We start from the raw sequence: 25,934 nt of genomic DNA on the forward strand, positions 1-25,934 counted from the left end.
TCGCTAGCGCGACCAGCCTAGACAGTACCCGTTGACCGCCGAACCCCCAGCATCAGATACACGACGATGCCGACGACCAGGGCCCAGAACGCGGAGCCGACACCGGCCACCGTCGCCCCGGACGCGGCAACCACGAACGTCACCGCGGCAGGGACGCGGGCCGCCTCGTCGGCCATCGCACCGGCACAGGCGGACGCGAACGCACCGACCAGAGCGACGCCCGCCACGGCCTGCACCACCCCGTCGGGCGCGGCGAGGACCACGGCGGTCAGGCCCGTGCTGAGCACGCCGAGCACGATGTACGAGACGCCGGTCGTCACCCCGGCGATCCACCGCCGCGACGTGTCCTCCCCCGCGTCAGGCCCGGCGGCGAGTGCCGCGCTGATCGCGGCCAGGTTGATCGCGTGCCCGCCGAACGGCGCCCCGAGCACGGATCCCGCGCCGGTCACCATGAGCGCCGGCCGCCACGGAACCTCGTATCCGTACGTGGACATCACCGCGACGCCCGGGATGTTCTGCGAGGCCATCGTCACGATGTACAACGGCAGCGCCACGCCGGTCAGGGCCTGCAGGGTGATCGACGGGGTGGTCCACTCCAGGTGCGGGATCAGCGACGACGCGGCCGGCGCGTCGCCGGACCGCCCGAGCGACACCGCGATCACCGCCATCGCCACCACGAAGGCGGCGGGAACCGCCCACCGCGGCCGCAGTTTCAGCAGCACAAGCCACACCACCAGCACCGGCGCGACCGCCGCTGGATGCGCCCCGAGCGCGGTCACCGGCGCCACGCACAGGGGCAGAAGAACACCCGCCAGCATCGCCTGCGCGATCGGCGCCGGGATCCGCCGGACCAGCGCGGCGAGCCCCGGCCACAGCCCCGTCAGCACCAGGAACACCCCGCACACCGCGAACGCGCCCACCGCCGCGGGCCACCCGCCCGCCACCGCGCCCGTGCTGATCAGCAGCGCGGCACCGGGCGTGGACCACGCACTCGTGATCGGCATCCGGTACCTCCACGACAGCACGACGGACGCCGCGCCCATCGTCACCGACACCGCGAGCAGGCCGGACGCGGCCTGTCCCGGGTCGGCGCCCATCGCCCGGAGACCCGCCAGCACCACCGCGAACGCCGAGGTGAAGCCCACCAGGGCGCACACGACCCCGGCCCCGGCGGGCACGGATACCGACTCGCTTCCTATCGTTCCGTATGCAGAACGTTCCATGAACAGAACGTAGCATGGACGCATGCCGCCCCCCGACATCGGAAGCCGACTCCGCGATCTGCGCACCGAGCGCGGCCTCAGCCTGTCCGAGCTCGCGAGGCGCGCGGGCATCGGCAAGGGCTCGCTCTCCGAGATCGAGGCGGGGGGCCGCAACCCCACGATCGAGACGCTGTACGCCCTCTGCGGCCGGCTCGACGTGCCGCTCACGGCCCTCCTCGGCGAGGCCCCGGGCACCGACGGCACGGCGACGGGCGGCATGCGCACCCACCTGCTCTCCGTCCGTCACCTGCCGCACGTCACGGTGGAGGTGTTCCGCCTCGAATTCCCGGAGGGCGCCGATCACACGTCGCCCGGGCACGGCGCGGCGGTCCGCGAGCACCTCACGGTGGTCGACGGTGCGCTCCTCGTCGGCGAACCGGGCCGGGAAACCGTGGTCCGCGAGGGCGATTCGCACAGCTGGTCCGTCGCGTCGGAGCACCGGTACGCCGCCGTGGACGGCCCCGCCGAGGCCGTGCTCGTGATCACCACACCGCGCTGACCGGCGTCAGAACGCCTGCGCGCCCGACGTGTTGACCACCATGCCGTGGCCGGTGGTGTCATTGGTGAAACGCGTGCCCTCGTACGAAGCGACGATCGTCCAGCCCCGCGCCGTGTACGTCCGGTACTCCAGCGTCACGGGGTTCGCGACGCCGATATCGCCCAGCACGTAGGTGAGTTCGCCGTCCCGACCCACGTTGACGCCGTTCGCGGCATCGCCGTTCTCCGTTCTCGGGCCCGGCGTGGCGAACGTCAGCTGGCATCCCGCGCCGCCGGCGCTCACCCGGCAGTGCGTCCTTCCGCTCTTCGTCGCCATGAACGTGTAGCCGTTCCCGTTGTCGGGCAGGACGATCGGAGCGCTCTGTGCGGAGCTCGACGGTGCGCTCGGCGACGCCGACGCCGACGACGACGGCGCGGCGGCTCCCCCGGGCGCGGGTACCACCGTCGCCGGGCCGCCCGGGATCGCCACGTTCTCCGGAACCGCGACACCGGACACCGTCGACGAACATCCGGCGAGGGCCAGCGCCGCGAAGGCCGTCAGCGCCGTGATCGAGCCGTCCCGTGCACGCACCTGCAACCTCCACATCGTCGTCAACGCCGGTTCCCCACACTAGGAGTTCCCGCGCCCGATCCGGCGGACGCAACGCCGGTTCACCGCAGGAGATGCAGCACGGGCCTGCCGTCCGGCCCGGTCTCCACGCGGACTCGCGCGCCGAAGTGCGTACCGATCAGCTCCGCCGTCAGAACCTCCCGCGGCGGCCCGCTCGCCGCCACGCGTCCGGCGGCCAAGAGCACCAAGCGGTCCGCGTACTGCCCCGCCAGCGAAAGGTCGTGCAGGGTGGTGATCACGGTGAGGCCGTCGTCCCGGCACAGCCCGTCGATCAGGTCCAGCACCTGCTGCTGGTGCCCGATGTCGAGGGCGGTGGTCGGTTCGTCGAGCAGGAGGACGGGTGCCTGCTGCGCGAGCGCGCGGGCCAGCACCACACGCTGCTTCTCACCGCCGGACAGATGGTCGACGGGCCGGGCCGCGAACCCGTCGAGGCCGAGGCGGGGCAACAGATCCCGCACGATCCGCCGGTCGCTCTCGCTCTCACGGCCGAGATACGGGATGTAGGGGGCGCGCCCCAGCAGGACGTAGTCGAACACGGCCATCCCCGCCGGGACGGTGGGGGTCTGCGGAGCGTAGGCCAGCAGCCGCGCCCGGTCCCGCGCCGGCGCCCGTCGGGGGTCGGCACCGTCGACCGTGACCTCCCCGCCGCTCGGTACCAGGCCGAGCATGGCACGCAGCAGGGTCGACTTGCCCGCCCCGTTGGGACCGATCACGGCGGTCCAGGAGCCGGACGGCACCGTGGCCCCGACGTCCCGCAGCACCGGTCGGCGGTCCAGATCGACGTCGACACCGGCGATCTCGATACTCATCGCCCACCTCCGCGGGCGGCGCGTAGCACCAACACGAAGAACGGGCCGCCGACGAACGCGGTGACCACCCCGAGCGGCAACTCCCCGGGCGCGACGACGGTGCGCGCCACCACGTCGGCCAGCACCAGGAACGCCGCCCCGCCGAGCAACGACAGGGGCAGTACGGCGCGGTACGAGGTTCCGGCCAGCCGCCGCACGACGTGCGGCACCACGATCCCGACGAAGCCGATCAGCCCGCCCACGGCCACCGCGGTGGCCGTGGCCAGCGATGCCGCGAGGAGCACGAGCACCCGCACCCGCCGCGCGTCGAGGCCCAGCGCGGAGGCCTCCTCGTCGCCCACGCCGAGCACGTCGAGGAGCCGCCCGTGCAGCAGCAGCGCCACCGCGGACACCGCGGCGTACGGCGCGACCGACAGCAGGTGCGGCCCGTCCGCGGCACCGACGCCGCCCAGCACCCACGAGTAGATCCGTTGCAGCTCCTGCGCATTGCTCTGCATGAGGAACGTCTGCACCGCGCCCAGGAACGCGGTGACCGCCACACCGGCCAGGAGCAGCGTCGCCGTTCCTCCGCCGCCCGCGGCGTTGCCGAGCACGAACGCGAGCGCCACCCCGGCCAGCGCCCCCACGAACGCCGCGATCGGGATGAGAACGGAGGGGTCCCCTGGGGCGAGCACGATCACGGCCGTGGCGCCGAGGCCTGCGCCCGCCGCAGCGCCGAGCAGGTACGGGTCGGCGAGCGGGTTGCGGAACACGCCCTGGTACCCCGCACCGGCGACGGCGAGGAGCCCGCCCACCAGGCCTGCGGCCAGCACCCTCGGGAGGCGGATCTCCAGGAGCAGGTTCCTCTCCAGCCTCGACAGCCCGGAGTCGGCGGTCACCAGAGGCAGCCGATCGGCCAGCTCCAGCACGACCCCGCGCAGCGGAAGGTCCGCCGCGCCCACGAGTAGCCCCGCGACCACGGCGGCGAGGAGCGCCGCGATCGCGACGACGAGTGGAAGGGGTCGCAGCCCGCGCGCACGCGGCGGGGCGGCGCCCGCCTCCCGGGCGGGCGCGTTCACCCGCCCGCCGGGACCTTGCCCGGCGCCACGGAGAGGGCGCTGCCGACCGCCCGGTAGAACTCCGGCAGCCGCGGGCCCCAGCGCGAGGTCACGTCGGCGTCGAGCGAGACGATCCGCCCGTCGCGGACGGCGCGCAGATCACGCCAGCCAGGCCGTTGCGCGACCGTCGCCGGGCTCTGCCCGCAGCATTGCGCGTCCGCCAGGAACACGAGATCGGGATCCGCCTGCAGCAGAGCCTCTCCGGCGAGCTGCGGGTAGCCGCTGCCCCGGGGGTCGGCGGCATCGGCGATGTTCCGCAGTCCGAACGCGGCGTAGACCCGGCCTATGAACGTCGTGGACGTCACGGTGCTCAACTGCGGGTCCAGTTCGTGGAAGTACGTGGGCGGGCGGGCGAACCGAGGAGCGGCGCGCACGGCGTCGTCGATCGCGGCTCGCATCCCGGCCACGACCCGCGTCGCGTCGGCTCCGCGGCCGGTGGCGAGCCCGAGATCGCGGATCTGTTCGTACGCCTCGTCCAGCGTCGTCGCGGCGGGCTCGACGAGCACCGGCACGCCGACCCTGCGGAGCGCCTCGACGATGCCGCCCCGGTCTCCCGAGACCACCACGAGGTCCGGTTCGTACCCGATGATCGCCTCCGCGTTGGGCGTGAATCCGGAGAGCTTCGTCCGCGGCGCCTCCGCCGGGTAGGAGGACTGGTCGTCGACGGCCACCACCTGCTGCCCGGCGCCGATCGCGAACAGCGTCTCGGTGTGCGTCGGGGCCAGGGACACGATGCGCCGCGGATCCTTCGGGACCGGGACCGACCCGTTCCCGGCGTCGACGGTGACGCTCCCTCGCCGGTCGTCGCCGGCCCCGGTGGAACCGCCGCACGCCGAGACCACCGCGATGGCGACGACGGTCGCGAACACGCTGCCTGCTCGGCGCATCATCGTCGCCCTCCTCGTCGTCGGTCGACCACCAGTCTCGCAAACGACGTACGCTGCCGACATGAACCTCTTGTTGTTGTCGCTCAACGCGGGGGCACTGCCGGGGTTCCTGCTACGGCACACCGGGCGGGCGCCCAGCGCCCTGCGGATCGGGTTCATCGACGACGCCCACCTCCCTTACGTGGACCAGCCGTACACCTCGTTCGAGTGGACGCAGCTCACGGACCTGGGCTTCCGTCTCACCCGGATGACCGTCGGGAAATACACGGACGCCGCGGATTTCGAGTCCGACCTCCGCGGCGTTGACGCCGTGTACCTGTGCGGCGGGCACACGTTCGTGCTGCTGGGCGCGCTGCAGCGGAGCGGCGCCGGGGAGGTCCTCAAGGCGCGGGTGCGGGCGGGACTCCCCTACATCGGGCTCAGCGCCGGCGCCGTGGTCGCCGGACCGACCGTGGAGCCCGTCGCGCCGCTCGACGATCCCGCCGAGGCGCCCGGCGTCACCGACTTCACGGGGTTGGGGCTGGCGGACACCGTCGTCATCCCGCACGCGGACGGCAGGTTGCCGCCGTACCCGTCGTCGATGATCGACGAGATCGTGCGCACCTACGGCGGCCGCTTCCCACTGACCCGGGTGAACGACGACCAGGCGCTCCTCGTCGAAGACGGGGTGGCCACCATCGTCTCCTCCCCGATCACCTGACCGCACCGGTGCCACCGTCGATCGGATCACCCGGCACTGCGATCGCACCCGTGCCCGTCCGGCCTCCTCTAGCATCGGGAGGATGCCCGGTTCGCTGTCCGACGTGATGCCCTCGGTGTGCGCCGCGTTCGGCCTGCCGGGCCCGAATCCGCTCGGATTGCAGGTGGAACGCGACGTCGTGCTGCTCCTCGTGGACGGTCTCGGTGCCGAATTGCTGGCGCGGCACGCCGAGCACGCGCCGACGCTCGCGGCGCACGCACTGGTCCGCCTCGACGCGGGCTTCCCGTCGACCACGGCGACCAGCCTGACCAGTCTCGCGATCGGCGCGCCCTGCGCGTCGCACGGCATCGTCGGGTACAGCTTCGGCGTACCCGACGAGCGGGGCCGCCGGCTGTTCAACTCCCTGCGCTGGACGATCGACGGCGCGAGCGGGCCGGACGCGCGGGATTCGCACCCTCCCGAGGAACTGCAGCGGCACCACAGCCGCCTGGAGGCCCTCGCGCACGGCGGGGCGGAGATCCACTACGTGCTACCCGGGTACCAGGAGCGCTCGGGATTGACCCGGGCCGCGTTCCGGGCACCGGGCTCGCTCCACCCCGCGTCGTCGTGGGAGGAGGTCCGCGACGGTGTGCTCGAGGTGGCCCGTCACGACTCCCCCGCCCGGCGGTTCGCCTACGCCTACTTCAGTTCCCTCGACACCGCGGGCCACATCCACGGCCCCGGCTCGCCCGAATGGCTGCGGGTGCTGCGGGACGTGGAGCGGATGTACGCGGATCTGTTGGCGGGCCTGCCCGGCACCTGCTCGCTCGTGGTCACCGCGGACCACGGCATGATCCAGGCCGAGTCCCTGGTGGACATCGACTCCCTCAAGGAACTGCACCACGGCGTCCGCCTGATCGGCGGCGAGGCCCGGGTGCGGCACGTGTACCTCGACCGGGGCCACCACGTGGAGGACGTCGCGCGGCGCTGGGCGGAGGGGCTCGACGGCTTCGCCCGGGTGGTCACCCGCGAGCAGGCGCTCGACGAGCACTGGTTCGGGCCCACGCCCCCGTCGTCGGTGATCGCGCACCGGATCGGCCACGTGCTGGCCGTGGCACAGGGCAACACGGTGCTCGTGAGCCCGGCGCAGGAGCCGATGGAGTCCCGCATGCTGGGCCACCACGGCGCGTGGACGGTGGACGAGCAGGCGATCCCACTCATCGCACCACGCGCCTGCTGATCGCCGTCACTCCACGTCACGACACCAGGTGCGGCACGGCCACGTGCATCTGCCTCCGCAGTTCGGGGATCAGCGAGTGCACGAAGGTACTCGTCAGGTGGTGCAGGTCGCGGTACACGACGACGTTGCCCACGACCGGGTGGCAGACCTCCTCGTCACACATCCCCCGGCTCAGATCCAGCGAGCTCAGCAGGGGGACCTCGGCGGCGGCCCGGTCCGCGGGATTCACCCGCGCCAGGCTGAAATCGCGCGGCGTCATGCACTGCACCGGCGGCTTGTCGGCAAGGCAGTCGAGGGCGCCGCGATCGCCGAACGTGATGGGCCACGGGGTGTCCCGAACCCCGAGCACCGGGATCCCTGCACGGTCGAACCGGCGGAACACGTCGACGTAGCTCTCCGGCGTCCAGTCGCCCAGTCCGAAACCGGACCTCGGCCGCGTCGACGTGGTGAACACCGCGTCCGGACGGTCCGCGAGGATCCGCCCGACCGCGCGGTCCACCCAACCGCGGCACTCCGGGTAGAGGCTGCCGAACACGAAGGGCGGGGGCTCGGTGGCGAGCGGGCAGCCGAGCTTGAGATACGTCGTGATCCTGATCCCGTTCTCCCGCCCGATCCGATCGAGCGCGGTGATCCAGAACTCGGAGTGCGATCCCCCGGCGAGCGCGATGGTGCGGCTCCCCCGAGGATCCCCGTAGCTGCCGACCCGGATGTCGGAGTCCGCGAAATCGGCGATCCGGCCGTCCCGGGTGGTCACCGGGACGTCGTGGGAGGCCTCCAGCGGTGACGGCCGGAATTCCGCCGGCGGCGCCGGGAGGGCGTCGAGCATCGCCGCCGCGCCTGGATAGCGGGCGGCGTCGAGTCCGGCGGGGTCCACGGCGATCCGGTCCACCCTGGCCTGCCAGGCGTGGGCACCGAGGGGCATGGCCGCGGCGCAGATCACCAGGATCGCGGTCACGGCCGCGCCGTACCGGGCCGAGCGCGGAGACGGCATGTGGGGCACCGTGATCCGCCTGGACCGCGCGTGCCGGGCACGTCCTCGCCGCGGCGTCGGCGCACCGTCGGGACGTGGCCCCCGCAGCGGATCCTCGACGAACCGGACCGTGAGCATCGCGAGGACGAGGGAGACGGCGAGGACGCCGCAGCCCTCGGCGAACGACACCGCCCTCTCCTCGCGCGCCGCGAGAGAGAAGATCAGCACCGGCCAGTGCCACAGGTAGAGCGAGTAGGCCGTGGCGCCGAGCCGCACCGGTACCGGGTGCGCGAGCACAGAGGTCGCCGCGGGGCACGGCGCCCCTTGAGGAACGGCGCCGGCCCAGATGATCGCGAGGGTCGCGAGCACCGGTACCAACGCCCACGGCCCCGGGTACGCGGCCGCTCCGTCGATCCACCAGCCGCACGTGGCGATGACGCCCACGGCGAGTGCGGCGACGGCGGTGCGCACCGCGGCGGGAACGCGGACCGCCGGAAGCCACACCGCCAGTACGCCTCCCGCGAGCGGTTCCCACGCCCGGGCGAGGGTGTCGTAGTAGTTCTGCGGCTGCGTGACCCCGGTGTGCGTCGCCGCCCAGGCGAAGGAGCCCGCGGCGAGCAGGAGCACGCCGACGCCCGCCGACGCGCGGACCGTCCGCGCCCGGAGCGGCCCGTTCCGGGCCCGCGCCACGATGTTCACCGCTCCGGCGAACACGACGCCGAGGGCGAGCGACCCGACGAAGAACTGCCCCTGCACGGACATCGACCACAGGTGCTGCAGCGGACTGCCCGCCGCATCGGCCGCGGCGTACGCCAGCGATCGGTCCGCGAGGTGCGAATTCTGTTGATACGTCAGGCTCGCAATCACCTGGGAGCCGATCTCCGACCACCGGGTCGCGGGCAGTACCAGCGGGGTGAGCGCCGACACCGCGGTGAGCACCAGGACCAAGGCCGGAAACAACCGGCGCGCGAGACGGCCCAGGCGGGGAACGGGATTCACGGCCGCGCCGAGCGTGACCGCGGGATCGCGCGCGGCGAGCGCGTGCCGCAGCAGGGAACCGACGAAGAAGTACCCGGAGAGGGTGAGGAACACGTCGACGCCGCCGGAAACCCGGCCGAACCACACGTGGAAGCACGCGACCAGCGCGATCGCGATGCCGCGCAGGCCTTCGAGATCCGCCCGGTAGCCTCCCGCGGAGGGGCGGTCACGCACGACGGGAATCACACCCTTCGGTCGCCGACGTCTGGGTCAGCCCGCCACCCTACCGGGTGAGGTCGGTGGGCGCCCGGCCCCGGGCGCCGGCGCCGAAGGGGTGGACTCAGTAGGTCACGAACGAGATCCAGGGCTCGAACGAGACCACCGCGCCGTCGGGCCCGAGGATCTCGAGGCCGTCCGGGCGTGCGTGATAGGCGTACCCGTTGTTGTGCGCGTGGTAGCCGCCGCTCGCGTAGGCGGCGTTGGGGATCGTGACGTAGTTGCCGTTCGTCTTCGCCTTGCCCTGGTACTGGTACCGGGTGTCACCGGGCTGGGTGCAGACGACCACCTGGGACAGCTGGGACTCGGCCTTGAGGACGATGTCCGTGTTGCACCACGGGCCGCCGGGGAAACCGTCGGCGTGGGCTGCGCCGCCGCCGGCCACCAGGCCTCCCGCGGCGAGCGCCCCCACGGTGATCGTCTTGCCGATCGTGCTGATCGTTCGTCGCATGAGTGCTCTCCTCGTCGTATCGCTCGCCGCAGCCGAAGGCCCGAGATTCGTGGACTTCCTTGCTGCGCTGTGGGATGCGGCTCGGTCTTCACCACTGTTCTTTCTGTCGGTCACGATCTCCGCGGCGTTACTCCACCGCGCGGATCCGTTCCGGAGAACCCTTGAAATCAGTAGTTAGTAACTAGTAACTTACTGGCATGGCGAAGCGGATGAGCGGATCGGACCGGCGCGCGCAGGTGCTGGCCGTCGCGGCGAAGGAGTTCGCGCAGCACGGGCTGCACGGCGCCTCGACGGACGAGATCGCACGCGAGGCCGGGATCACGCAGGCGTACGTGTTCCGGATCTTCGGCACCAAGAAGGCACTCTTCCTCGAGCTGGTGCGGGCCGCGTTCGACCGGCTCGTCGACGGCATGCGCGACGCCGTGGGCGAGTCGGACGGGCTCGACGCCCTGTCGGCGATGGGCCGGCAGTATTACGACCTCCTGGCGGACGAGACCGGATTGCTCCTGCAGCTCCAGGGATTCGCCGCGTGCGGCGATCCCGACGTGCGCGACGCCGTGCGCGGCTGCTTCGCCCGGCTGTGGGACACCGCCGACAGCGGGACGGGGCTGGAGCCCGTCACCGTGAAGACGTTCCTGGCCTACGGGATGCTGCTCAACGTGGGTGCGGCGCTCGACGTCGAGCACGTCGATGCGGACTGGGCCGACGGCATCCGCACCCTCATCCGCCCCGGACTGTTCCGGCACATCACCGCCGAGACGAACCGATGACCGCCTCCCCAGTCGCTGCGGCACCGGAGGCGGGCGGGCTCAGCGCCGCGTTGTTGTGCACGGCCCTGTCCGCGGCGGTGGTCGGCAGCGTCGGCGCACCACTCATCACGCCCGTGGCGAGGGGCATGCACGTGTCCCTCTCGGCGGCGCAGTGGACGCTCACGATCGTTCTGTTCACGGGAGCGGTCGCCGGGCCGGTGCTGGGCCGGCTCGGCAGCGGCGCGTACCGCAGGGCGACGATCCGCGGCGCCATCGCCGTCGTCACCCTGGGCGGTGTCCTGACTGTGCTCCCCCTCTCCTTCGCCGCGCTACTGGTGGGAAGGGGCCTGCAGGGCATCGGCGTGGCGGTGGTCCCCCTTCTGATGAGCGTCGCTCGGGCTCACCTGCCCGCGGAGCGCTCCGCGCGGACCATCGGGGCGCTCTCGGTCGCATCGACCGTCGGCATCGGTGTGGGCTACCCCGTGGTGAGCCTCGTGGACCAGCTCGCCGGCCTGCGCGCCGCGTACGGGCTCGGGCTCGCCCTCTCCGTCGTCGCGCTCGTCATCGCATGGCGGTCGCTGCCCGCCGAAGCACCCGGCGCGCGCCCGCGGATCGACGTCGCGGGGGCGGCGCTCCTGGCAGCCGGGACACTGGGCGTCCTCCTCGTCGTGGCGGAGCCGGCGCTGTGGTCGCGGGTCTGGCCGGCGCTCGCCGTGCTCGCCGGCGCGGCGGTCGTGCTGACGGCGTGGGCGGCGGTCGAGCTCCGCGCACCGTCGCCCTTGGTCGACCTGCGCCTCCTGAGCCGGGGGCCGGTGCTCCGCGCGAACATCGCGATGCTCGTCGTGGGGTGCGGGCTGTACCTGTTGTTCAGCGCGTTCACCCGGTTCGTCCAAACCCCGGCCGGGGCGCCCTACGGGTTCGCACTGCCGGGCGTCGCGGCGGGCGCGGCCCTGATCCCGTTCTCGGCGCTCGGGTTCATCGCGGGACGGTGGCTGCCGCGGTGCGTGGAGCGCTTCGGGGCCGGCCTCGCGTACGCGCTGTCTGTCGGGGCCGCGGCCGCCGCGGCGCTGCTGTTCGTCGGGGCCGACGGTTCGCTACCGGCCGTGCTGGCGGCGACTGCACTGCTCGGGTTCGGCGTGGGCGGCGTGGCCACCGTGATGCCGCGCCTCGTCCTGGCCGGGGCGCCCCAGAGCGAGACGGCGAGCGTGTTGTCGATCAATCAGATCGTCCGCAGCATCGGATTCAGTGGGGGCAGCGCGCTCGCGGGACTCCTCCTGGCCTCCGCGACGCCGGCGGGAGCCCTGTGGCCCGACGAGGCCGGCTACCTCACCGCAGCCCTCTGGGCGCTGCCCGCGCTCGGCCTGAGCATCGTCGTCCTCGCCGTCCGGCGGCCGGCCTCCCGGCGGACCACGCCCGGTGCGGCGCCATGACCTGCGCACTCCGGGCCGGGACGTGCCGATCGCCGACGCGCCGTGCCCCCTCAGTCACTGTCCGTAAGCCGACGCGTAAAATATCGGACAATAATCGGCACTTGGGGTGAAAACGCGTTGCCCTGAAAACATACGGGGCGTGGGTGTGCAGACCATCGGAACCGGACGGAAACCGACAGCGCGGAGCGTCGTGGCTGCTCAAGGGACATCGAAACGAGCCTTGACCGCCGATCTGGCGCGGGTTCTGCTGTTCCTCGGGGTCGTGATCTCCCATTGCATCTCCACCATCAACTTCACCCCTGATGTGATCCGTGAGTCGACCTTCCTCACCACGTTGCTGCACATCACGCGGTACGGCTTCGTCGCGGTGACGGTGTTCGTGCTGGCGTTGAGCATGCGCGGGAAGACGATGACCGCCACCGCTTTCTGGCGTAAACGGATCGGCCTCGTCCTGTGGCCGTTCCTGGTGTGGACCCTCGTCTACTCGATCACCGACCACCTGCTGCTCCCGAACGATCCGTTCCCGTCGTTCGGGCGGTCCCTCGGGGACCTGGCGCGCACGTCGGTCACCGGTGACGCGAAGTATCAGCTGTACTTCCTGCTGATCTCGATGCAGATCTACCTGGTGTTCCCGTTGCTGATGAAGGCCGCGCCGTGGACGTCCCGCCACCCGTGGTGGACCCTGTCGATCGCCGCGGCGATCCAGCTGGGCGTGTTCGTGTTCTACCAGTACACCCCGCGGCCGCCGGGCCAGCCGTGGCAGACGCTGTTCAACCACATGTGGAAGCTGCTCCCCATGTACGCGCTGTTCATCGCGCTCGGCCTGGTGTTCGCCCAGCACTACGCCGCGGTCTCCGATTGGCTCCGTGCTCACCTGTTGCCCGTCGTGCTCGTGTCGGTCCTGGCGAGCGCGTTCAGCATGGTCGCGTACCTGCGCGGCACCGAGCCGGGCAACGTGCCCGAGACCGCCTCGGCCGCATGGGCCCCGTCGCTGCTCCCCTGGCTCGTGGGCGGCATGGTGCTGCTCTGGCTGTCGACGATGCTGTGGGACGACCTGCGCCAATCGGGCCGGCCCGTGGGCGAGCGCGCCGTCTCCTACGCGACGCTGCGGGCGTTCGGCGTGTTCGCGGTGCACCCGCTGATCCTCGACATCCTCGGGAAGTTCGGCTTCTTCGGCCTTCTGGCCCAGTGGTTCCCCGCGTCCGCGATACTGCGGACCACAACGCTCGTGATCGTGGTGCTCACTCTGTCGCTGCTGTTCATCGACATCGTGCTGCGGACCCCCGTCAGCAAGTGGGTCGTGGCCCGGGACCAGATCAAGCGCAAGTCCCGCAGGGACGACGCGGTCGCACCGGCGAAGCCGGGCGAGGCCGCCCCCGGGGGTCAGTAAGCGGCGTCCCAGCTCGTCACGGGGGGCGCGCTGGAGAGCGGGAGCCAAATGTCGTCCTGCCCGGCGGGCGGGGTGCCCCACTGCGCCCGACGGGCCGCCTCCCCCTGCAACGCACTGACGAACGTCTCGCGACGCATCCGCTGATCTGCATAAACGAGCGTCTGCACGGCCGCGGAGAACGGCATGGTGAGGATCTGCCCGATCGCCACTCCGACCGTCGCGACCGCCAGGCCCACGACCGACATGCCCACGACGTTGTCGGCGGCGGCCCCGGCACTGGGGACGGTGCCCATGCCGAACGGCACCGAAACCATCCCCGCGACGATCCCCGTGAGCAGGTAGGTGAGGAACAGGATGCCGAGGAGCCGCCAGAAGCCCTGCTTCTGCAGTTCGAAGGCGTGCTTGAGCGCATCGATCGGGCCCCGTCGCTCGAGGACCAGCACGGGTGTGGCGAGCGAGAACGTCGGGATGGCCGCCAGCGAGGCGATGAACAGCACGAGGAACACCACGAGCCCCACCGCGACGGCGGCTCCTGCGCCGCCCGCGACCCCCACCGCGACGACGACGCCGACCAGGAGCAGTGCGGGGACCACGAAGATCAGCGCCTGCAGCAGGACCAGGCCGATGAGCGGCAGGAGCCGCGGCGCGACCGCCTGCCACGCACTACCCGCGGAGACCCGATTCCCGAACATCGAGCGCGCGACCACGATCGTCAGGATGCCCGTGAGCGCCCAGGTGGCGACGACGGCGATGAGCGACGTCGCGATGCCGGCCCCGACGTTCGCGAACGCGGCGGCGGCGATCTCGGACGCATCGTCGCCGTCCATGTCGCCGACGGCGAACCGGGTCAGCGGGAGCTGCGCGAGGAACGTGAGCACCTGCGTGAGGACGACGACCACCGCGGTCAGCCCGACCATGACGCCCGGGTTCATCCGGATCGCCGCGAACGCCCCGTTGTACAGCTCGCCCAGGTCGAGCGGGCGGAGCGGGACGATGCCGGGCTTGGGCGCCTGAGGGGGACCCCAGCCGTACGCGGGCTGCGGGTAGCCCGGCGGCGGATAGCCCTGCGGGGCCCCGTAGTACGGTCCGCCCGCCGGTCCCTGCGCCGGGGGAACCTGCGCGTACGGATTCCCACCGTAGGGGCTCCCCGCGTACGGATTGCCGCCTTGCGGGTACACCGGTCCCTCCGGATAGGCAGGCGGGTAGGCACCCTGCGGCGCGCCACCGTTCTGCCCGGCCGGGTCCTGCGAGGGCGGGTTCGTACCGTCACTGTTCACGTAACCATGGTGCCGGTTCACTTCACTTCAGACAACCGCATACCGGACGCTCCGACCCGTGCGGCACCGGAGAAAGCGCTGAGCCGGGGCATCGTCTCGCGATGCCCCGGCTCAGCGGGCGGAGCGGGCGACGGGAATCGAACCCGCGTAGCTAGTTTGGAAGACTAGGGCTCTACCATTGAGCTACGCCCGCGTGCACGTGAACGTGCGCTGGCAATAGTACTGCATCGCCCGCGATCGGTTCGCCCGCCCCGGCGGCGACGCACGGAATCTAGAGTCGACCCCATGACCGAACCCCTCCTCATCGAGCGCGACGGTGCCGTGGTCACCTGGACGCTGAACGACCCGGCCGCCCGCAACCCCGTGTCCGACGACGCGATGATCGACGCCATCGAACGCGCCGTGGCGGAGGTGAACCGCGACGACTCCGTGCGCGCCGTGATCCTCACCGGCGCGGGATCGGCGTTCAGCTCGGGTGGCAACGTCAAGCACATGCGCGACAAGGAGGGCATGTTCGGCGGCACCCCCACGCAGCAGCGGCAGGGCTACCGGCACGGCATCCAGCGGATCCCCCGCGCGCTGTTCCACTGCGAGGCACCGACGATCGCGGCCGTCAACGGGCCGGCGATCGGCGCCGGTTGCGACCTCACCATGATGTGCGACCTGCGGGTCGCCTCCACGCGCGCCGTGTTCGCGGAGAGCTTCGTCAAAGTGGGACTCATCCCCGGCGACGGCGGCGCCTGGTTGCTGCCCAAGATCGTGGGCATGGCCCGCGCGACGGAGATGGCGCTCACCGGCGACGCGGTGGACGCCCGGACCGCCCTGGAGTGGGGCATGGTCTCGAGCGTGGTCGAGCCGGACGAGCTGCTCACCGCGGCAAGAGAACTCGCGGATCGGGTGGCGAAGAACCCGCCGCACGCCCTCCGGATGACGAAGAAGCTCCTGCGTGAGGGGCAGCACCAGAGCCTGGACGCACTCCTCGAACTGTCCGCGGCGATGCAGTCGATCGCCCACACCACCGCCGATCACCAGGAGGCCGTCGCGGCAATGCTGGACAAGCGGCCCCCGGAGTTCACGGGGCGGTAGGGCGCTCGGCGCCCGGCAGAGCCGGCGTCATGACCCACAGCACCCGGGCACCGTCGGGCCCGGCGACGAACGTGTGCGGCCGGGACGGGTCGAAGGTCATCGCGTCGCCCGCTGCGAGTTCGACGGTGCCGTCCGGCGGGAAGCCGAGCCGCAGGGTTCCGCCCTGGATCATCACGAAGGACACCTCCGAGGGCAGGGCGTAGGCCTCGTCGCCGCTCCCGCCGCCCGGGCGGATATCGCTGAGCAACACTTGAATCCGGCGTTCCCCCGAGGGCGTGAGCAGGAACTCGTCGAGGCCCGCGCCGCCGAACCGGACCGGCGGATACGCGCCCTCGCGCACCACCTCGCCGGCCTGCCCGCCGTCGAACAGCGAGCCGACGGGCACGTCGAGCACCTCGCACAGCCGCACCAGCGTGGCGACCGACGGGGCCGCGAGCCCCCGTTCGACCTTCGACAGGTACCCCTTGGTGACGCCCACGGCGGCGGCCACCTCGGCGAGGGTCATGCGGCGGGATCTGCGCGCGGCGTTGAGCGCGGCGCCCACCCGATCCGGTGCTCCCCGAGCACCATCCGCCGCCGCACCGGAGTCCTCCACCAGCGATTCCTCTCATGAAACTCGAGCTGACAAGTCGGTCGACGTCCCACACTATGTGATCCACCCCACAAATGCAGCCCCTGCGAGAGGATCGACCCGTGACCGACGACTCTTCGCCCCGTGGTCCGGTGGATGCCAGCCGCATCCCCCGCTACTGCGGTCCCGAGACCTTCGCCCGCCTCCCCCGTCTCGACGAGGTCCAGTCCGCCGCCGTCGCGGTGCTGGGCATCCCGTTCGACTCCGGCGTGAGCTACCGCCCGGGCGCGCGGTTCGGTCCCGGGCACGTGCGGGCCTCGTCGAAGCTGCTGCGGCCCTACAACCCCGCCCTCGACGTGTCGCCGTTCGCGGTGCAGCAGGTGGCCGACGCCGGCGACCTGGCGGTGAACCCGTTCGACATCGAGGACGCGCTGCGCACCGTCGAGGCCGAGGTCTCCCGCCTGCGCGGCGCCGGTTCCAAGGTGCTCACGCTGGGCGGCGATCACACGCTGGCACTGCCGATCCTGCGGGCCGTCGCCAAGGACCACGGCCCCGTCGCGGTGCTCCACTTCGACGCGCACCTCGACACCTGGGACACCTACTTCGGCGCCCCGTACACGCACGGCACGCCGTTCCGCCGCGCCAGCGAGGAGGGCCTGATCGACCTGCACCGCTCGATGCACATCGGCATCCGCGGCCCGCTGTACAGCGAGAAGGACCTCACCGACGACGGCGTGCTGGGCTTCCAGGTGATCCGCTCCGACGACTACGAGAACGACGGGCTCGACGCGGTGATCGAGCGGATGCGCCGCCGGCTCGGTGACGGCCCCGTGTACGTCTCCGTCGACATCGACGTGCTCGACCCCGCCCACGCCCCCGGCACCGGCACGCCGGAGGCCGGCGGCATGACCTCCCGGGAACTGCTCAACACCCTGCGCGCCCTGGTGGGCGTCGACGTGGTCGGCGCCGACGTGGTCGAGGTGGCGCCGCCGTACGACCACGCGGAGCTCACCGGCATCGCCGCGGCCCACGTCGCCTACGAGCTGCTCTCGGTGCTCGCCCGCAACGAGGCGGCCGCTCGATGACGATGAGCGACGCGCTGCTCGCGCGCAAGCCCGTCGACCGGATCCTGGTAGACAGCGCCGCCGAACACGGCGACGGTCCGCCGCTCAAGCGGTCCATGGGCCTCGGCCACCTCACGGCCCTCTCGATCGGCGCCTCCCTCGGCACGGGCATCTTCGTGATCCTCGGCGAGGCGACGCCCGATGCCGGGCCGGCGGTCATCGTCGCGTTCGTCCTGGCGGCCGTCACCGCCCTGTTCTCGGCCCTCTCGTACGCGGAGATGGCGGGCACCATCCCGGTTTCCGGTAGCTCGTACTCCTACGCCTACGCGACCATCGGCGAGTTCTTCGCCTGGGTCTGCGGCTGGTGCCTGCTGCTGGAGTACGGCGTCTCCATCGCGGCCGTGGCCGTGGGCTGGGGCGAGTACATCAACGAGCTGCTGAGCACGCTCTTCGACTACCAGCTGCCCGCGGCGATCGCGGCCCCGCCCGGCGAGGGCGGCGTGATCAACGTGCCCGCCATGGTGATCGTCGCGCTCGCGTGCGTGATCCTGATGGGCGGCGCGAAGGAGAGCGCGCGGCTCAACACCGCGATGGTGATCCTCAAGGTGTGCGTCCTGGTGTTCTTCTGCGCCATCGCCTTCACCGCTTTCAAGGCCGGCAACCTGAGCCCGTTCATGCCGTTCGGCGTCAGCGGCGTGACGACCGCGGCGGCGCTGGTGTTCTTCTCCTACATCGGCTTCGACGCCGCGTCGACCGCCGGCAACGAGGCGAAGAACCCGCGCCGCGACCTGCCCCGCGCGATCATCCTGTCGCTCGGCATCATCACCGTCCTGTACTGCCTCGTGGCGCTCGCCGCCGTGGGCGCGATGCCCTGGCAGCAGTTCGGCGGCACCGAGGCGTCGCTCGCGAAGGTGCTCACCGACGTCACCCGGAGCACCTGGCCCGCCGTGGTGCTCTCGATCGGAGCGGTGATCGCCATCGCCAGCGTGGTGCTCGCGGTGATGTACGGCCAGACGCGCATCCTCTACACGATGGGCAAGGACGGCCTGGTGCCGCGCGTGTTCGCCACGGTGAGCCCGCGGACCCGGGTGCCGGTGCGCAACATCCTCATCGTGGGCGCGATCGTCGCCCTCCTGGCCGGACTCGTGCCCCTCGGCGAGCTCGCCAACGCCACGTCGATCGGCTCCCTGTTCGCCTTCGCGCTCGTCAACGTGGGCGTGATCGTGCTGCGCAACACCCGCCCGGACCTGGAACGCACGTTCAAAACCCCGCTGTTCCCCCTCATCCCCGCGCTCGGCGTGCTGTTCTGCGTGCTGCTCATGTTCCAGATGAAGGCCCCGACGTGGATCGCGTTCGGCCTCTGGACGGTGGTGGGCCTCGCGGTCTACTTCGCCTACGGCTACCGCAACTCCCGGCTCCGGACCGACGCGTGAGTGTCACCGTCGCGCTGTTCCAGGGACCCACGGGCACCGGCCCTGAGGCCGACGTGGCGGGCAACCTCGCGGCGATCGACGATGCTGCGGGCCGCGCGGCGGCGCGCGGCGCGCACATCGTGGTGACGCCCGAGCTGTCCGTGACGGGCTACGACATCGGCGACGCCGCAGCGGAACTGGCGCGGCCGCGCGGCGGCGAGTATCACGCCGCGGTCGCGGCGATCGCCGCCAGGCACGGTGTCGCGATCCTGTTCGGCTACCCCGAGCGCGACGGGGGCACGGTGTTCAACGCCGCCGCCGTCGTCGCGCCCGACGGTGCCGAGCTCGCGCACTACCGCAAGACGCACCTGTTCGGTGACCTCGACCGCGCGCAGTTCGCACCCGGCGACGAACTGCCCGTGACCTTCCCGTTCGGCGGGCTCACCTGCGGGCTGCTGGTCTGCTACGACGTGGAGTTCCCCGAGGCGGTGCGCGAGCACGCCGACGCCGGCGTGGACCTGCTCCTCGTCCCCACCGGCCTGATGGAGCCGTTCGGGCTCGTCGCCGAACTGCTCGTGCCCTCGCGGGCGTACGAGAGCCAGCTGTACATCGCGTACGTCAACCACTGCGGGCGCGAGAAGACACTGGAGTACTGCGGACTCAGCACCGCCGCAGCGCCCGACGGTGCCGTGCTCGCCCGGGCGGGCCGCGCGGAGGCCCTCGAACTGTTCACCGCCGACGGGGCCGCGCTCGCGGCGTCGCGCACCGTCAACACCCACCTGACCGACCGCCGCCGTGACCTGTACCGGCAGAGAGGAAACGACTCATGACCCAGCCGGCAACCGCCGCGCACCACGACGACGGCGCCCGCCCGCTCACCATGTTCGGGCCCGACTTCCCCTTCGCGTACGACGACTGGGTGCAGCACCCCGACGGGCTCGGCTCCGTCCCCGACGAGGTGCGCGGCACCGAGGTCGCCATCATCGGAGGCGGCCTGTCCGGGCTCGCCGCCGCCCGCGAGCTCGCCCGGATCGGCCTGAAACCCGTGGTGTACGAGGCGGACCGGATCGGCGGCCGGATGCGCAGCGAGCGCTTCGAGGGCTACGACGACGACATCGTCGCCGAGATGGGCGCGATGCGATTCCCGCCCTCGTCGACCACGCTGCAGCACTACCTCGACGAGGCCGGGCTGCGGACCGAGGACTTCCCGAACCCGCTGGCGGAGGCCACGCCGAGCACCGTCGTCGACCTCAAGGGAACCGCGCACTACGCCCGGACCCTCGACGACCTCCCGCAGGAGTACAGGGACGTGGCGCGGGCCTGGGACGCCACGCTGGCCGACCACGCGGACGGCACCGAGCTGCAGGACGCGATCCGCGCGCGCGACACGGCGCGGATCCGAGCGGTGTGGAGCCGCCTCGTGGAGACCCTCGACGACCAGACCTTCTACGGGTTCCTCACCGCCTCCGACCACTTCCGCTCCTTCCGGCACCGGGAGCTGTTCGGGCAGGTCGGATTCGGCACCGGCGGCTGGGACACCGACTACCCCAATTCGATGCTCGAGATCCTGCGCGTCACCTGCACCGCGGCCGACGACCATCACCGCGGCGTAGTGGGCGGTTGCGATCAGCTGCCGATCCGACTGTGGGAGACGCCGTTCGACGGTTCCGGGACGTCCGTGCGGGACCTCAACGGCGGCGCGCACCGCCCGGCCGTGACGGAGATCCGGCGCACCGTGGGGCCCGGCGGCGCGCCCCGGTACACCCTGGTGGACGCGGCTGGCGAGACCCGCACCTACCCGGCAGCGATCTTCACCGGCCAGGCGTGGATGCTGCTCAACACCATCGACTGCGACGACGACCTGCTGCCAATCGACCACTGGACGGCCGTGGAGCGCACCCACTACATGGGCAGCTCCAAGGTGTTCGTGCTCGTCGACCGCCCGTTCTGGCTGGACCCCGATCCGGAGACGGGACGCGACACCATGTCCATGACGCTGACCGACCGGATGAGCCGGGGCACCTACCTTCTGGATCACGGCCCGGACCGGCCGGCGGTGATCTGCCTGAGCTACACCTGGTCCGACGATTCGCTGAAGATCCTGCCCCTCGACGCGAACGCCCGCGTGGAACTGATGCTCAAATCGCTCGGCGAGATCTACCCCGGCGTGGACATCCGCAGCCACATCATCGCCACCCCGAAGACCGTCTCCTGGGAGACGGAGCGTTACTTCATGGGCGCGTTCAAGGCCAACCTCCCGGGCCACTACCGCTACCAGGAACGGCTCTTCACACACTTCAAGCAGGACGAGCTGGACCCGCGACACCGGGGCTTCTTCCTCGCCGGCGACGACATCTCGTGGACCGCCGGCTGGGCGGAGGGCGCCCTGCAGACCGCGCTCAACGCGGTGTGGGGCGTGGTGCACCACCTGGGCGGAGCGACGCCGGCGACGAACCCCGGCCCGGGCGACGTGTTCGACGAGATCGCGCCGGTCCGGCTCGGCGACGAGCGCGGCACCCGCGCCTGAGAGCGGGCGGCCTAGCGCCGCACCGTCGCCCGGACCAGACCGCCGTCGGCGGGGATCATGGTGACGTTGCGGTGCTGCGGCCGTTCGGGCGGCGCGTCGGTGATCGCGAGGTCCGTACGCCTGAGGATCTCACTGATCACCACCCGCAGCTCCGCGAGAGCGAGCCCCGCCCCGAGGCAGCGCCGAGTGCCACCGCCGAAGGGCATGAGCCGCTGCGGCGAGGGTTTGACGCCGAGGAACCGCTCGGGCTCGAAGGCGAACGGCCGGGGGTACAGGTCGTCGCGGTGGTGCAGCAACAGGATGGACACCAGCGTGATCCGGCCGCGCTCGACCGCGTACTCCCCGAACCGCCAGGGCGCCAGCAGCTCCCGCGCCACGACGGGCACGACGGGGCGGCTCCGCATGGATTCGTTGATCAGCGCCTCGACGTAGGCGTCGTCGCCGGAACGCGCCGCCTCCATCGCGCGGGCATACACGTCCGGGGTACGGGTGAGCCGCTCGAACGTCCAGGCCACCGTGTTCGACGTGGTCTCGTGCCCGGCCAGCACGAGCGTGAGCAGCTCGTCCCGGATCTCGCCGTCGCCGAGGGGCTCGCCGTCGTCGCCGCGGGCGGCCATGAGCACCGTGAGGATGTCGGTGCGCCCGGCCCCGTCGGGCCCGTCGGCGCCCTCCCGGCGACGTTCGGCGATGACCCCGTAGATGGCGCGGTCCAGCGGGTTGAGCACCATCTTCAGGACGCCCCTGGGCTCACGGCTGCGCGAATTGATCAGCTGCACAACGGTGGCCAGGGAGTGCGTGGAGAGCTGGAGCAGCCGGATCATCGAGGACCGCACCGCAGACTCGGAGGGCGTCGCGCGCACGGCGTCCTCGATGCCGAACACCGCGGACATGATGACGTCCAGCGTGATGGCCTGCCCGATGTCCGCCAGCGCCACCGTCTCCCCCGGCCGCCACTCGTCGATCCGGCGGGCGGTGGCCTCGTCGATCCGCTCCTGATAGGCCGTCACCGCGCGACCGTGGAACTGCGGCAGCAGCAGGCCCCGCTGCTGCTTGTGCCGCGGCCCCACCGACGTGAGCACGGAATCCGGCCCGACGATGGGCCGCAGCGGCGAGAACCGGGTGGCCGACGGCGCCAGATCGGGCTTCCCCATGATCGAGGCGATGTGCGCCGGGTTGGAGATCATCACCACCTTGCCGGGGCCGCCGAGGAATTCGGAGCGGAACACCTCGCCGTGCCGGCGCGCGCTGCGGAAGGCGAGATCGCCCTCGCGAAAGGTGAAGCCCAGAGACGCCCGCAACGGGTGCAGGGCGAGTTCCGGCGGCGCCGGCAGGCCGGCACCGTCGTCGACGGGCCCCGCCTCGTCGCCGGATGCGCCGGTGGACCGGATCCCGCTCTCGGCGTCCGCCGACCGCAGGTGCCACGCGGGCTCGGGGATCCCCAGTGACCGTGTCATGGTGCGGGTCAGCACCGGTGTCATCGTTGCCATCGTCGTCCTCCTACCTCGATTGTGCTGCTGTCGGCGACGGTCCGCTGCCCGTCGCCCGGATCAGACCAGGACGCCGAGCGCGCCCTGGGGCCGGGAGTCGCGGTCCGCCTGGGCGCGGTGCAGGTCGCGGGCGCGGTAGTCCAGGCCGTCGCTGTCGTGGGTGAGCCAGAGGAGGCCGAGAACGAACGCGCCGAGGATCAATACGGTGAGCATGGTGTGCTCCTTCGTCGTGCCGCCGGGTGGTTCCGGGGTCGACTTCGACGCTATGGGAGCCGTATTCGCAGGTCAGCGTGCCCAGGGCGGAACTTCGCGTCCGCCCCCGGGTGGAGGGGAAATCCGCCCTGGGACGGACGACCGGGCCCCCGGTCGGCGCTAGGATGCATCGCATGCGCTGGCTGCGGTGGTTGGAGGCGCGGTACCGGAGGGACTTCGAGCTCCTCGGTTACGAGTACCCGCCGTACTACATGACGATCACCGAGGCGGCGATGCTCGCCCTGGTCATCGAGGCGGCGGTCCCCCGTTTCCTGGAGCGGCCGCAGGGAACGCAGCTGGGATTCCTCATCGCCGCCACGGCGCTCTCGCTGGGGCACATCGTGGTCAGCCTCATCCGCAAGAGCGGCGCCTCGCTCACCGCCCACTCCGCCGCGACCCTCGCCGCCGCGGCGATGTTCTGGACCGTCCCCACGGCGATCGACGTGGTGCCGCTCATCGTGATCCTCGGCATCACGCAGGTGGCCGCCGTGAGCACCAAGCGGGTGACCGCGGCGCACCTGGTGGTCTACGAGGCGGTGGTGATCGTCGCCGGGTTCGCCGGCGCGATCCACCAGGCCTGGCTCATCGCGCTCACCCTGTGCTTCGGCGCCGCCGTCGGGCAGCTGCTGCAGAACCAGTTGCTGCTGTTGCGTGCCGAGCGACGGGCGCAGACCGACCGACTGGCGCTGGACCGGGCCACCATCGCGGGCGAGGTGCACGACGTAGTGGCCCATTCGCTCGCCGTCGTCCTGCTCAACGTGACCGCGGCCCGTCGGGCACTGGAGTCCGACGACGATCGCGACGAGGCCGTGGACGCCCTCCGCGATGCCGAGACGCAGGGCCGCACCGCGATGAACGACATCCGTCGCACCATCGAGCTGCTGCGCGCAGAAGGCCCCGTCGACGCGCAGCCCGGGATCGACGAGATCCCCGAGCTGGTCGCGTCGTTCGAGCGCGCCGGGCTCGCCGTGGCGCTCGACTACGCGCCGCCCGCCGTCCCGCTCGGCGGTAGCGCGGACCTCGCCGCCTTCCGCGTGGTGCAGGAGTCCCTCGCCAACGCGGTCAAGCACGCTCCGGGCGCGCGGGTGGACGTCACCGTCGGGCCGCGCGCCCGGCGCGGTCACGGGGTCCGGGTCAGCTGCCCCGTGCCCGACGGTGCGCGGCGCGCCCCCGGGGGCTCCGGCCTCGCCGGCATGCGGGCCCGCGTCGAGAGTTCCGGGGGCACGCTGGAAGCCGGCCCCGCCGACGGGATGTGGCTCGTGGACGCCGTGTTCCCCCATCACGAAGGAGAAGCCCGCGCATGAGCGCAGACCCGATCCGCCTGCTACTGGTGGACGATCAGGACCTGGTGCGGGTGGGCCTGCGCCGCATCCTCCGCCGCCGCGACGGCTTCGAGGTGGTCGGCGAGTGCACCGACGGCGACGAGGTGCTCGCGGCCGTCGCCGAGGCCCGGCCCGACGTGGTGCTCATGGACCTGCGGATGAAGCGGATGAGCGGCATGGACGCCACCCGGCTGCTCACCGAGAACGGCGACGCGCCACCGGTTCTCGTGCTCACCACGTTCCGCGATGACGATCTGCTGTCCGCCGCGCTCCGCGCCGGGACCTCCGGGTTCGTGCTCAAGGACTCCCCCGCCGAGGAGCTGATCCGCGCCGTCCGCCTCGTGGCCGGTGGTGAGGCGGTGCTCGACCCCGCCGTCACCGGCCGCGTGCTGCAGACCTATCGCGACGCGAGCGCACCGTCGGCCGGCCCCGCCCGCGACGCGGAGCGCCTGACGTCGCGTGAGGTGGACGTGCTCGCGCTCGTCGGGCGTGGGATGTCGAACGACGACATCGCCGCCGAACTCGTGATCTCGATCGTGACGGTGAAGAGCCACATCGGCTCGATCTTCACCAAACTCGGTGTCCGCAACCGCGCCGAGGCGATTGTTTTCGCGTTCGATCACGGCATCGTCAGCCCCCGCACCTGACGCCGAGTGGTGGTCCGGTCCACGCCCCCGTCCACGGCATCGTCAGCCCCCGCGCGTGACGCCCGCTCTCCCTAGACATCACATCTAGGGAGCGCCCGGAGCGGAGCGACGGGGCGGAGCGACGGGGCGGAGCGACGGGCTCACTGGCGCTCAATGAACTCCGGGGTCTCCTTGTTCATCGCGGCGGTGCGGGCGATCGTGTGGTTCTTGCCGCGCAGCAGGCCCAGCTGCAGCGCCTGCTCCACCGGGAACGACAGCCGCGAACCGCTGTACCAGGTGTTCTCGAACAACGCCTTCGACGCGGCGACGGCGTCGGGCGAGCGCTCCTTGAGCTTCTCGATGAGCGAGAGCGCGTCCTTCATCGGATCCGCCGACACGCCGGTCACCAGGCCCCATTCGTGAGCCTGTTTGGCGGAGAAGAATTCGCCGGTCATGGTGAGCCGCTTGGCCAGGTCGATGGTGGTGAGCTGCGCGATCGACGCGGACAGCGACATGTCCGGGATCAGGCCCCATTTGGCCTCGAGGATCGAGAAATCCGCCTCGCTGGAGGCGAACCGGAAATCCGCGCCGAGCGCGATCTGCAGGCCGCCGCCGTAACAGTGGCCCTGGACCACGGCGATCACCGGCGCCGGCACGCTGCGCCACGCCCAGCCGGCGGCCTGGAAGTTGTTGGCGGCGGAGAAGCGCTTCGGCACGAAGTTCATCAGCAGCCGGCGCTGCTCCTTCCCCGCGGACGCGAAGTCGAGCCCAGCCGAGAACGAGCTGCCCTCGCCGAGCAGCAGCACGGCGCGCAGCGAACGGTCGTTCTTCGCGCGATCCGCGGCCCGCGCCAGATCGTCGATCATGTCCAGGGTGAGACCGTTGTGCTTGTCCGGCCGGTTCAGCCGCACGTAGGCGACCTCGTCGCGCACCTCGTAATCGATGTCCGACATTCGTTATCTCCTCGATCCTCGTCTCATCACC

Annotated in this window: 25 protein-coding genes and 1 tRNA gene; 13 read left to right on the plus strand and 13 right to left on the minus strand. The window is 71.7% G+C overall.

Features of this window, described 5'->3' with window-relative positions; all coding sequences use genetic code 11:
- Window positions 1–17: 17 nt before the first annotated feature.
- Complete coding sequence (locus BN39_RS17035; protein WP_040768168.1) at window positions 18–1,223, minus strand: benzoate/H(+) symporter BenE family transporter; 1,206 nt, start codon at window positions 1,221–1,223, stop codon at window positions 18–20.
- 22 nt (window positions 1,224–1,245) lie between these two features.
- Between BN39_RS17035 and BN39_RS17040 the strand changes: the two genes are divergently transcribed.
- Complete coding sequence (locus tag BN39_RS17040; protein WP_019203654.1) at window positions 1,246–1,761, plus strand: helix-turn-helix domain-containing protein; 516 nt, start codon at window positions 1,246–1,248, stop codon at window positions 1,759–1,761.
- A 6-nt stretch (window positions 1,762–1,767) separates the two neighbouring features.
- On the opposite strand, the gene BN39_RS23285 is transcribed toward BN39_RS17040, so the two are convergent.
- From BN39_RS23285 to BN39_RS17060, 4 genes are all read right to left on the minus strand, one after another.
- The gene (locus BN39_RS23285) at window positions 1,768–2,337 is read right to left on the minus strand and encodes a hypothetical protein (RefSeq protein WP_148281521.1); all 570 of its coding nucleotides are present in this window, start codon (window positions 2,335–2,337) and stop codon (window positions 1,768–1,770) included.
- 74 nt (window positions 2,338–2,411) lie between these two features.
- Complete coding sequence (locus BN39_RS17050) at window positions 2,412–3,179, minus strand: ABC transporter ATP-binding protein (protein ID WP_019203657.1); 768 nt, start codon at window positions 3,177–3,179, stop codon at window positions 2,412–2,414.
- Window positions 3,176–4,237 (minus strand): iron ABC transporter permease, encoded by a 1,062-nt coding sequence (locus BN39_RS17055; RefSeq protein WP_019203658.1) that lies wholly within the window; start codon window positions 4,235–4,237, stop codon window positions 3,176–3,178. The genes BN39_RS17050 and BN39_RS17055 overlap by 4 nt, the downstream gene beginning before the upstream one ends.
- Window positions 4,234–5,166: an ABC transporter substrate-binding protein gene (locus tag BN39_RS17060; protein WP_202803307.1), complete on the minus strand. Its 933-nt coding sequence runs from the start codon at window positions 5,164–5,166 to the stop codon at window positions 4,234–4,236. The genes BN39_RS17055 and BN39_RS17060 overlap by 4 nt, the downstream gene beginning before the upstream one ends.
- A 58-nt stretch (window positions 5,167–5,224) precedes the next feature.
- On the opposite strand from BN39_RS17060, the gene BN39_RS17065 reads away from it, so the two are divergent.
- Together BN39_RS17065 and BN39_RS17070 are read left to right on the plus strand one after the other, a co-directional pair.
- Window positions 5,225–5,863: a Type 1 glutamine amidotransferase-like domain-containing protein gene (locus tag BN39_RS17065; protein WP_019203660.1), complete on the plus strand. Its 639-nt coding sequence runs from the start codon at window positions 5,225–5,227 to the stop codon at window positions 5,861–5,863.
- Window positions 5,864–5,945: 82 nt separating this feature from the next.
- Window positions 5,946–7,082, plus strand: coding sequence for an alkaline phosphatase family protein (locus tag BN39_RS17070; protein WP_019203661.1), 1,137 nt, complete (start codon window positions 5,946–5,948; stop codon window positions 7,080–7,082).
- Window positions 7,083–7,098: 16 nt separating this feature from the next.
- On the opposite strand, the gene BN39_RS17075 is transcribed toward BN39_RS17070, so the two are convergent.
- Together BN39_RS17075 and BN39_RS17080 are read right to left on the minus strand one after the other, a co-directional pair.
- Window positions 7,099–9,264, minus strand: a complete 2,166-nt coding sequence (locus tag BN39_RS17075) for an acyltransferase family protein (RefSeq protein ID WP_237741711.1) — start codon at window positions 9,262–9,264, stop codon at window positions 7,099–7,101.
- A 106-nt stretch (window positions 9,265–9,370) separates the two neighbouring features.
- Window positions 9,371–9,757 carry a hypothetical protein gene (locus tag BN39_RS17080; protein WP_019203663.1) on the minus strand — a complete coding sequence of 129 codons (387 nt, stop codon included), beginning with the start codon at window positions 9,755–9,757 and terminating at the stop codon, window positions 9,371–9,373.
- A 197-nt stretch (window positions 9,758–9,954) separates the two neighbouring features.
- On the opposite strand from BN39_RS17080, the gene BN39_RS17085 reads away from it, so the two are divergent.
- The 3 genes from BN39_RS17085 (at window position 9,955) to BN39_RS17095 (ending at window position 13,326) form a co-directional block, all read left to right on the plus strand.
- On the plus strand, window positions 9,955–10,527 hold the full coding sequence (locus BN39_RS17085; protein WP_019203664.1) for a TetR/AcrR family transcriptional regulator: 573 nt from the start codon (window positions 9,955–9,957) through the stop codon (window positions 10,525–10,527).
- The gene (locus BN39_RS17090; RefSeq protein ID WP_019203665.1) at window positions 10,524–11,936 is read left to right on the plus strand and encodes an MFS transporter; all 1,413 of its coding nucleotides are present in this window, start codon (window positions 10,524–10,526) and stop codon (window positions 11,934–11,936) included. The genes BN39_RS17085 and BN39_RS17090 overlap by 4 nt, the downstream gene beginning before the upstream one ends.
- A 220-nt stretch (window positions 11,937–12,156) precedes the next feature.
- Window positions 12,157–13,326: an acyltransferase gene (locus BN39_RS17095; protein WP_019203666.1), complete on the plus strand. Its 1,170-nt coding sequence runs from the start codon at window positions 12,157–12,159 to the stop codon at window positions 13,324–13,326.
- Here the strand turns inward: BN39_RS17095 and BN39_RS17100 are convergent.
- Entirely contained in the window at window positions 13,320–14,603 is a 1,284-nt protein-coding gene (locus tag BN39_RS17100) for a hypothetical protein (protein ID WP_019203667.1), read from the minus strand. The two genes, BN39_RS17095 and BN39_RS17100, sit on opposite strands and share 7 nt — an antisense overlap.
- A 122-nt stretch (window positions 14,604–14,725) precedes the next feature.
- A tRNA-Gly gene (locus BN39_RS17105) sits at window positions 14,726–14,796 on the minus strand.
- A gap of 92 nt (window positions 14,797–14,888) precedes the next feature.
- On the opposite strand from BN39_RS17105, the gene BN39_RS17110 reads away from it, so the two are divergent.
- Complete coding sequence (locus tag BN39_RS17110; RefSeq protein ID WP_019203668.1) at window positions 14,889–15,689, plus strand: crotonase/enoyl-CoA hydratase family protein; 801 nt, start codon at window positions 14,889–14,891, stop codon at window positions 15,687–15,689.
- On the opposite strand, the gene BN39_RS17115 is transcribed toward BN39_RS17110, so the two are convergent.
- Window positions 15,676–16,284: a helix-turn-helix domain-containing protein gene (locus BN39_RS17115; RefSeq protein WP_040768172.1), complete on the minus strand. Its 609-nt coding sequence runs from the start codon at window positions 16,282–16,284 to the stop codon at window positions 15,676–15,678. The two genes, BN39_RS17110 and BN39_RS17115, sit on opposite strands and share 14 nt — an antisense overlap.
- A 71-nt stretch (window positions 16,285–16,355) precedes the next feature.
- On the opposite strand from BN39_RS17115, the gene speB reads away from it, so the two are divergent.
- The 4 genes from speB to BN39_RS17135 are packed head-to-tail and all read left to right on the plus strand — an operon-like array spanning window position 16,356 to window position 21,263.
- Entirely contained in the window at window positions 16,356–17,345 is a 990-nt protein-coding gene (gene speB / locus BN39_RS17120) for an agmatinase (RefSeq protein ID WP_051159036.1), read from the plus strand.
- Window positions 17,342–18,757: an amino acid permease gene (locus BN39_RS17125; RefSeq protein ID WP_019203671.1), complete on the plus strand. Its 1,416-nt coding sequence runs from the start codon at window positions 17,342–17,344 to the stop codon at window positions 18,755–18,757. The genes speB and BN39_RS17125 overlap by 4 nt, the downstream gene beginning before the upstream one ends.
- Window positions 18,754–19,566: a carbon-nitrogen hydrolase family protein gene (locus tag BN39_RS17130; RefSeq protein WP_019203672.1), complete on the plus strand. Its 813-nt coding sequence runs from the start codon at window positions 18,754–18,756 to the stop codon at window positions 19,564–19,566. The genes BN39_RS17125 and BN39_RS17130 overlap by 4 nt, the downstream gene beginning before the upstream one ends.
- Window positions 19,563–21,263 carry an NAD(P)/FAD-dependent oxidoreductase gene (locus tag BN39_RS17135; RefSeq protein ID WP_019203673.1) on the plus strand — a complete coding sequence of 567 codons (1,701 nt, stop codon included), beginning with the start codon at window positions 19,563–19,565 and terminating at the stop codon, window positions 21,261–21,263. The genes BN39_RS17130 and BN39_RS17135 overlap by 4 nt, the downstream gene beginning before the upstream one ends.
- 11 nt (window positions 21,264–21,274) lie before the next feature.
- Here the strand turns inward: BN39_RS17135 and BN39_RS17140 are convergent, their stop codons facing one another.
- The gene (locus tag BN39_RS17140) at window positions 21,275–22,741 is read right to left on the minus strand and encodes a cytochrome P450 (RefSeq protein WP_019203674.1); all 1,467 of its coding nucleotides are present in this window, start codon (window positions 22,739–22,741) and stop codon (window positions 21,275–21,277) included.
- Between the two features lie 69 nt (window positions 22,742–22,810).
- The gene (locus BN39_RS23560; protein WP_019203675.1) at window positions 22,811–22,963 is read right to left on the minus strand and encodes a hypothetical protein; all 153 of its coding nucleotides are present in this window, start codon (window positions 22,961–22,963) and stop codon (window positions 22,811–22,813) included.
- Window positions 22,964–23,136: 173 nt separating this feature from the next.
- Here BN39_RS23560 and BN39_RS17145 point away from each other — a divergent pair, with 173 nt between their 5' ends.
- Window positions 23,137–24,306 (plus strand): sensor histidine kinase, encoded by a 1,170-nt coding sequence (locus BN39_RS17145; RefSeq protein WP_019203676.1) that lies wholly within the window; start codon window positions 23,137–23,139, stop codon window positions 24,304–24,306.
- Window positions 24,303–24,971 carry a response regulator transcription factor gene (locus tag BN39_RS17150; RefSeq protein WP_019203677.1) on the plus strand — a complete coding sequence of 223 codons (669 nt, stop codon included), beginning with the start codon at window positions 24,303–24,305 and terminating at the stop codon, window positions 24,969–24,971. Before BN39_RS17145 ends, BN39_RS17150 begins: the two co-directional genes overlap by 4 nt.
- 140 nt (window positions 24,972–25,111) lie before the next feature.
- On the opposite strand, the gene BN39_RS17155 is transcribed toward BN39_RS17150, so the two are convergent.
- Window positions 25,112–25,903, minus strand: a complete 792-nt coding sequence (locus BN39_RS17155; RefSeq protein ID WP_019203678.1) for a crotonase/enoyl-CoA hydratase family protein — start codon at window positions 25,901–25,903, stop codon at window positions 25,112–25,114.
- Window positions 25,904–25,934: the final 31 nt, after the last annotated feature.

The sequence above is a fragment of the Tsukamurella sp. 1534 genome (assembly GCF_000312385.1).
Lineage (GTDB): Bacteria > Actinomycetota > Actinomycetes > Mycobacteriales > Mycobacteriaceae > Tsukamurella.